This is a genomic window from Collinsella sp. OF02-10, from assembly GCF_003463445.1.
GTDB lineage: Bacteria > Actinomycetota > Coriobacteriia > Coriobacteriales > Coriobacteriaceae > Collinsella.
Window position 1 is genome coordinate 22,663 of record NZ_QSCW01000021.1, and the last position, 7,672, is coordinate 30,334.

6 protein-coding genes are annotated in these 7,672 nt (G+C 58.6%); all 6 read right to left on the reverse strand.

Features of this window, described 5'->3' with window-relative positions; all coding sequences use genetic code 11:
• Nucleotides 1–721: 721 nt before the first annotated feature.
• Genes tsaD through acpS form a run of 6 tightly spaced genes read right to left on the reverse strand, consistent with a single transcriptional unit; the run spans nucleotide 722 to nucleotide 7,545 of the window.
• Nucleotides 722–3,106 carry a tRNA (adenosine(37)-N6)-threonylcarbamoyltransferase complex transferase subunit TsaD gene (gene tsaD, locus DXA43_RS08935; RefSeq protein WP_117806909.1) on the reverse strand — a complete coding sequence of 795 codons (2,385 nt, stop codon included), beginning with the start codon at nucleotides 3,104–3,106 and terminating at the stop codon, nucleotides 722–724.
• Entirely contained in the window at nucleotides 3,093–3,599 is a 507-nt protein-coding gene (gene tsaE / locus DXA43_RS08940) for a tRNA (adenosine(37)-N6)-threonylcarbamoyltransferase complex ATPase subunit type 1 TsaE (RefSeq protein ID WP_006235849.1), read from the reverse strand. The genes tsaD and tsaE overlap by 14 nt, the downstream gene beginning before the upstream one ends.
• Before the next feature lie 12 nt (nucleotides 3,600–3,611).
• Nucleotides 3,612–4,232: a uracil-DNA glycosylase gene (locus DXA43_RS08945; protein WP_089573671.1), complete on the reverse strand. Its 621-nt coding sequence runs from the start codon at nucleotides 4,230–4,232 to the stop codon at nucleotides 3,612–3,614.
• An 8-nt stretch (nucleotides 4,233–4,240) separates the two neighbouring features.
• Nucleotides 4,241–5,386, reverse strand: coding sequence for an alanine racemase (gene alr, locus DXA43_RS08950; RefSeq protein ID WP_089573672.1), 1,146 nt, complete (start codon nucleotides 5,384–5,386; stop codon nucleotides 4,241–4,243).
• Nucleotides 5,387–5,388: 2 nt separating this feature from the next.
• Complete coding sequence (locus DXA43_RS08955) at nucleotides 5,389–7,005, reverse strand: NAD(P)H-hydrate dehydratase (protein WP_082435564.1); 1,617 nt, start codon at nucleotides 7,003–7,005, stop codon at nucleotides 5,389–5,391.
• Complete coding sequence (acpS, locus tag DXA43_RS08960) at nucleotides 7,006–7,545, reverse strand: holo-ACP synthase (RefSeq protein ID WP_117736900.1); 540 nt, start codon at nucleotides 7,543–7,545, stop codon at nucleotides 7,006–7,008.
• Nucleotides 7,546–7,672 lie beyond the last annotated feature (127 nt).

Genomic DNA, 7,672 nt, shown 5'->3' on the forward strand with positions numbered 1-7,672 from the left:
TATCGTACGGGCTAGCTGTATGTACTAACCCGCATCAGATAATTACTACGCTGATAATGTTTAGCTGATGCGTGAACATGTCTAAAAAATCCTCTTCAATCATGATGCGAACGATCCGTGCGTGTTCACATCCCCCAGTGGTTGAAAAGGAGTATGAAACTTTAGTTACCTAAAGTCAACGCAAATTTGTAATGGATTTTCAACTTTTTTGAATTTCTCGTTATAAAACGCCACTGACCTCGGACTTTACCCAACAAAAGTTTTTGCATGAGAGATGCCCCTCGGGAGCGGGCGGGCGTATACAAGGTTTCCTGCTCTACAGTCCTGCTCGCACGGAGAGCACATTAAGCGCTCTCCGGCTCGTGCGGAACTCGCGATAAACCTTGTATACGCCCGCCCGCTCCCGAGGGGCTCCCATCCCAAATGCGGAGCAAAGCTCCGCATGCCATCTTTTCTTTCAGCTAAAGCACGCCGGAAATTCAACGCTGGCTTGTTAACCTTGCTGGACGTTGTCGACGCCGATCCAGCTCAGAAGCTATATCGATACAGAAAGGTCCCCGGCGCTGCCCGGGCGCCAACGGCCGCATATGAACTTTATCGCGAGTTCCGCACGAACAGGAGGCCACTTAATGTGGCCTCCGTCGTGAGCAGGACTGTAGAGCAGGAAAGTTCATATGCGGCCGTTGGCGCCCGGGCAGCGCCGGGGATCGCACCTTTGCAACTACAGCGTCATGTTCGGATCGGCATCGACGTCGAACGGCGAGATTTCACCTCGGTCGAATTTACGGCGAGCGACCTCCGCGATCATGGCAGCGTTATCGGTGCAGGCAGACAAGGGCGGCACCGTCACGCGGATCCCCTGACGCCCGAGCTTCTTGATCATCATCTCGCGCAGATGCGGATTGGCCGAGACACCACCGCCGATGCAATACTCCTTGCACCCGGTGGCGTGCAGGGCGTTTTTGGCCTTCTTGTACTGCACGTCAAAGACCGCCGCCTCAAACGAGGCCGCTAGATCGGGCAGGTGAATCGTGCGCCCGGCCTTGGTCTCCTGCTCGATGTAGAGCGTCACCGCCGTCTTGAGGCCCGAAAGCGAGAAGCGGTAGTCTCCCCTGCTGTTAAGCGCGCGGGGAAAATCGATCGCCTTGGGGTTGCCCGTCTCGGCAAGCTTGGAGATGATGGGGCCACCGGGATAGCCCAGGCCCAGCGCCTTTGCCACCTTGTCGAAGGCTTCGCCCACGGCGTCGTCGAGCGTCTCGCCGAGCACCTCGTAGTCGCCCCACGCCTTGACGTGAACAAGCATGGTATGACCGCCCGAGACGAGCGTGAAGATAAACGGCGGCTTGAGGTCGGGCTGCGCCAACAGGTTGGCAAACAGGTGCCCCTCCAGATGGTTGACGCATACGAGCGGCTTACCGGCAGCGTAGGCAAAGCCTTTGGCAAAGGCAACGCCCACCACGAGCGCGCCCACCAGGCCCGGACCCTGCGTCACACCCACGGCGGCAAGCTCACTTGGTGCAATGGCTCCGCCCGTAAGGCCCAGCGATGCTGCGGCATCCTCAAGCGCCGCATCCACGACACTCACAATCACCTCAACGTGTTTGCGCGAGGCGATCTCGGGCACCACGCCGCCAAAGCGGGCATGAAAATCAATTTGCGTCGACACCTGGTTGGCCAGCATATTGCCATCCGCATCGATAATCGCCACCGCCGTCTCGTCGCAGGAGCTCTCGATAGCGAGCACTAGGCGGCGATGCTCAATCTCGACACGTTCCTCGGCAGAGCGCCCAGGCGCAGGCAGCGGCCATACGCGCTGCTCTGCCGCCGTCGGCTCGGGCGAAGCATTGTCGACCGGAAGCACCAGGGGCAGCGGAGCCGTCATGACGATGGCGTCCTTGCCGGCACCATAATAGCCGCGGCGACGGCCAGCCTCGGTAAAGCCCAGAGCGTTATAAAGCGCGGTCGCTCCCTCGTTACCGTCCTCGACCTCGAGCGAAGCCGTAGTGCAGCCGAGCATCTGGGCATCATAGCTCACGTGCGACAGCAGCTTGCGGGCAATGCCCTCACGGCGATGTGCCGGGTCGACGGCGACATCCAGAATCTGCACATCACCGTCCACGACCATACCGCCGGCAAGGCCCAGCAGCTTGCCGTCGTCGTGTGCCACCCACCAACTACGCGGCGCAGCGACGTCCTCGCCCAGTTCGGACAGGAACATGCCCGGCGTCCATGCCTCGTGTCCGGCACCTTCAAAGCAGGCAGCCTCCAGCGCGCTCGCGCCCTCGGCATCCGCCGCGCCCATGGGACGGAACTGCAGATGACGACCGGCGAGCTCATCGGCAACACCCGTAATTTCGCTCTGCGCACTCTCGGCAAGACCAAGACGCTTGCGCTCGTTTTCCTCGGCATCCGAAAGGCGCGTGTAAATCGGCAGGACGCGGGCCGGATCGCCGTCACCCGCAGCGTGCGCGAGCAGCAAGCCCTCGCCCGAAGGCCACCACAGGTCGCGCTCCACGCAACGGGCGGCCTCGTCCTCACCCAGCAGCTTGCCATAGCGCACGAGACCGTCACCGGTCAGCTGAACCTGGCCCCAGTCCGCTGCTTGGCGCCACTCATCGAGCGCCACGGCGGCCTTGACCACGTGTTCGCGCTCAAATTGACGCTCGAGACCCTCATCGACCAGCATATACAGCGCCGGATATACCTCACCGCGCATAGCATCGGCCAAGATACCAAGCTTGCCGCGCACGCCAGCCTTCCACGCCGTCCAAGCGCAAGCGTCGAGCGTCGACACGCCCAGCAGCGGAACATTGGCACCACGCGCGAGGCCCTTGGCAGTGGAGATGCCGATGCGCACACCCGTAAAGGACCCCGGGCCGCGGCCGACCACATAGCAACCAACATCGCTGCGATCCAGACCGGCTTGAGCCAGCACGCCATCAACGGTATTCACGAGCTCAACGTTGGCGTGACGGCGACACATGCGGTCGCCACTCACGAGCTTCGTCTCGCCCGTCTGCCCATCAATCCAGCTTGCCGCGCAGGCAAGCATGTCGGTCGAGGTATCGAGCGCCACCACCAGCGCGTTGTCGTTATGCAAGCTCATCTTGTACAGCCTTATCAATCAAATGGGAAAGCTCCATTGCGCGGTCACCGTGCGCCTCAAGCGTTATCGTTCGCACATCGCTGTCGCCCTCATCACGCTTGAGCGTCACCGAAAGATACTCATCCGTCAGCTCGTCCTGGAATTGTTCGCCCCATTCCAGCAGGCAAGCACCCTCATAGCCCAGCACATCGAAAATGCCCGTATCCTCGAGCTCGTAGGCATGCTCCAGGCGGTATAGATCAAAGTGAAACAGCGGAATACGACCTTGATCGTGAACGGCCATGAGCGCAAACGTAGGGCTCGTAACCATATGCCCATCGCCCAGCCCGCGCGAGACGCCCTTGGTAAAGTGAGTTTTGCCCACTCCCAGGCCACCGGTCAGGATGAGCACATCGCCGTCCTCAAGGCACGGTGCAATTAGCTCGCCAAAGTACTCCGTATCGGCAGCACAAGTCGTTTTGTAAGTACCTACCCCCAGGCGCTCCAGGGACATATATGCTCCTTATTATTCCGAGGCGTCCTCTGGCGCGGGATGTCGCTCCAGATAGTCGCCCAGCATCTTAAAGTCTTCCTCCAGTAGCTCCTGCCACGCCGGATTGCGTAGCGCCGCTGCCGGATGGAACGTGGGCATTACCACAAAATGCCCCATCTGGTGGAACCTGCCGCGCAGCTTAGTAATGCCGATCTCGGTCTTAAGCACAAAGTGCGTCGCGGGATTGCCGAGCGTCACGATGATATCGGGCCAGATGCTTCGAATCTGCTCACGCAAAAACGGCGAGCAAGCCAGCACTTCCTCGGGACGCGGATTGCGGTTTCCCGGCGGGCGGCACTTAAGCACGTTGGCAATGTAGACGTCTTCGCGTTTGAGCCCCGCCAGCGACAAAATGCCGTTGAGGTCCTCGCCTGCCGCCCCCACAAAGGGCTCGCCCTGCAAATCCTCATTGCGGCCCGGCGCCTCGCCAATAAACATCACGCGAGCGTGGGGGTTTCCCACGCCAAACACGATGTTATGGCGCGACTGGTAAAGCTGGCAAAGGTGACAATCGCCCAGAACGGCCTCGATCTCCTCGAGTGCGACCTCACGCGGCGCCTGATGGCTATGGCCGGGGATGTGCATGACGCCCATAGCGACTCCTACACGTAGACCTTGTCGAGACGCATACCAAAGCCGCAAGCGACCTCGTAGTTAATCGTGCCGCGTAGGCGCGCCATCTCGTCCATGGTAATCTCGGCATCTCCATCGCGGCCGACAATGATCATCTCGTCACCATACTCGGCCTCGGGAATCTCATGCGCCGGGTTGGACTGAATGGCGACCATAAACTGGTCCATGCAGATATTGCCCACCTGACGCACACGCTCGCCGCGATACAGCACGTCCATACGATTGGAAAGCGTACGCGAAAGGCCATCGGCATAACCGATCGGAAGGGTGCAGATCTGAACGCGCGTGCGCGGTACGCGGTAGGTAAAGCCGTAGCCCACGCCCTCGCCCATCGCAGGATGCGCCACGCGCGTCACACGCGCGTGGACGCTCATGACGGGATCAAGCTGCATCACGCGACCACTCAGCTCACATGGCTGCAGACCATACAAACCGATGCCGGCACGAATCATGTCAAAGTGCATTGAAGAATCGAGCATCGAGGACGGCGTATTGGCACAATGCACGATACCGCATTCAAAACCTGCGTCCTTAATGGCCTGAACGGCCTCGGTAAAACGCTGGCACTGCAGCTTGTAGTCCCAACCCGAAGGTTCATCGGCCGTGGCAAAGTGCGTAAATACGCCGTCGCACTGGATGCCGCGATGGAAACTGATGCCGCGTACAAAGTCGAGCACCTGTGTGTAGTGAACACCGATACGATTCATGCCCGTCTCGATGGCAAGATGGTACTTGCCCACCTTGCCCGCCGCGACGGCGCATTCGCCATACGCAAGAGCAAAATCGGACGTATAGACCGAGGGCATGATATCGAATTCGAGCAATGCAGGAATAGCCTCGATAGGCGGCTCACTTAGAATCAGGACGGGCTTAGTAATCCCGCCCTGACGGAGCCCAACGCCCTCGTTAACCGTCGCCACGGCAAACATGTCGGCACCGGCCGAATACATGATCTTGGCACACTCAACAGCTCCATGACCATAAGCATCGGCCTTGACCACGCAGCACAGGCGCTGACGCGGATTCAACAAGTTCTTATAGGCCCTCGTGTTGCGACGGAGCGCCCCGCGGTCGATCTCGACCCAGGACCAGCGCGTCAAATCGGCTTTATTCATGATTAGTCATCCGACCCTTCGTCCATGATTCCCAGATCTTCGAGCGCATCCTTTGCCGCCAGCTCCATGGCAGGACCGATCAAGTCGATAAGATCGGTCGCGATGACGCTCTTCTCACCATACTCCGTCGCCGCGGCAAAACCGGCGTAGCTGTGAAGTGCGACGGCGTACGAATACAGCAACTCCCAACGATCCATCTCGTCGCGCATGGTGGCAAGCGTGCCGGCCAAAATACCCGCGAGAACATCACCCGAACCGGCAGTTGCCAGAGAAGCCGGACCCGAGAGCGGCAGCAGCACACGCTCAACGCCACAGATAGCCGTCGTCGGCCCCTTGGCAATGACCACCAGATTGTCGGAGCCTGCAGCCCAGACAACCTTCTGCGCGGCCGCAATCGCGGTACCAAGGTCGTTCACCTCGTCACCGGCAACCAGGCGCGAAAGCTCACGATAGTGCGGCGTCATAACCAACGGCTGCTCGCGGCGATACATCTCGGGGTTACTATCAATACCGTCAATGGCAATCTTAGCAAGGCAGTTGAGTGCATCGGCGTCCAAAATTAGCGGTACATCAAGCTCGAGCAAGCCCGAAACCACCTGCATAGCGCCGGCAGACGTCGTCATACCGGGACCGCACAGCACGCAGCTGTACTTCTTTGCGATCTCGCACACCGTCATGCGCGCAGCGGCGCCAAAGGAGCCGCGGGAATCAGACGGAATAGCAAAGACCGGAATCGAAGGAAGTGCCATGCGAATGAGATTGGCGCAGGCGTCAGGAGCCGCGACTGCCACGTAACCAGCACCCGCGCGAGCTGCAGACTTGGCCGCCATAATGGCAGCACCAGGATATTGCGCAGATCCGGCGACAATAAGCACGGAGCCACGGGAATACTTATCGATATTCGATGGTAGCGGAGCAAAGTAATCAACTAAGTCACCGGGCTCGACAATCTCGGCGGCGTGGTCGACATCATCGATGACCTCGTCAAGACGGTCGTAAAGATTGCCGCAGATCAAATCGCCAGCATACTCAGGACCATCAGCGCTATACAGACCAATCTTGGGCGCAATCATCGTCACCGTGCGCTCGGCACGAATGCAGTCGTCATCAACAACGCCCGTCTCTGCATTCAGGCCCGAGGGGACATCAATGGATACGACACAATCGGCGCATTCATTGACCGTAGGAATCCAAATGGAGAACGGCGCACGCAGATTCCCGTGGAAACCGGTACCAAAAATGGCATCGACAACAACATCGGCCTTATCGATCAAAACCTCGAGTTCATCACGCGAGGGGCCGACGCAAACGTGCACATCGCGGCCGGCAGTACGACGAGCAACATGACGTGCCAGAGCAGCAGGAATCTCATCCGGTTCAACCGGAGAAACGATATCCACGTCCACACCCTTATGGCTCAGGATATCGGCGGCAACCCAACCGTCGCCGCCATTATTACCAAAACCGACCAAAACGAGAACCCGATCGGGATTGAGCTTCAAAACCTCGTTAGCGGCAAACTCACCCGCTAGCTCCATAAGCTCGGCCTTCGAAGTCCCTTCGCGTTCGATGATATCCTCGAGACGAACGACTTCTTCGGTACTCAAAACCGGTTTCATCTATGCTCCTAGCGTATCTTGCGAAGCATCGCCCAGGTGCTCCGTCAATGCTGAATTCTGCAGCTGCTCGAGCTCATCTAATACAGAGCGAGCCTCTTTAAATGTCTGCGCAACGCGTTTCTTGGTGCTCACCTTTTCATCTTTTGGCTTAGGCCGAGCATCTTCGGTAATCGCGATGGCATTCGCAACGGCCAAGTCTCCCGTAAGCGTAATGGAAAGAGCGACCTCAACAACGCCCAGTTCTTGAGCGATCTCGAGAGCACGGCCCGAAAGCAGCGCCTTCGGTTTGCCGAGTTTATCACGCGTTACCGAAACATCCTTGCGACCCACGCCTTGACTAAAACCCGTGCCGAGAGCTTTAAGCACCGCCTCGCGCGAAGCAAAGCGGCTCGCATAGTGAGCAGCGGGACGCGATGATACATCGCAATACGCACGCTCTTCTTCGGTAAACACACGCCGAGCAAACGACGGCGTCTTTTCAAGAATTGATTTCATGCGGGAAATCTCGACGATATCAACGCCGATACCAGCTTCAGCCATGTTCACCTCCATATCGCACAGACTAAGTTATTGTAGCCCGTTCGCAGAAGATGCGACAAACGAGGGTTATAAAACACAGCTACTATGTGAGACAAATTGCCCGAGATACAAAAAAGGGGGGGGGGGC

Coding starts and splice junctions, on each gene's coding strand:
- DXA43_RS08945 (WP_089573671.1), bottom strand. CDS start 4,232: ATGGGCGTCATGCACATCCCCGGCCATAGCCATCAGGCGCCGCGTGAG.
- tsaD (WP_117806909.1), bottom strand. CDS start 3,106: ATGAGCTTGCATAACGACAACGCGCTGGTGGTGGCGCTCGATACCTCG.
- acpS (WP_117736900.1), bottom strand. CDS start 7,545: ATGGCTGAAGCTGGTATCGGCGTTGATATCGTCGAGATTTCCCGCATG.
- alr (WP_089573672.1), bottom strand. CDS start 5,386: ATGAATAAAGCCGATTTGACGCGCTGGTCCTGGGTCGAGATCGACCGC.
- tsaE (WP_006235849.1), bottom strand. CDS start 3,599: ATGTCCCTGGAGCGCCTGGGGGTAGGTACTTACAAAACGACTTGTGCT.
- DXA43_RS08955 (WP_082435564.1), bottom strand. CDS start 7,005: ATGAAACCGGTTTTGAGTACCGAAGAAGTCGTTCGTCTCGAGGATATC.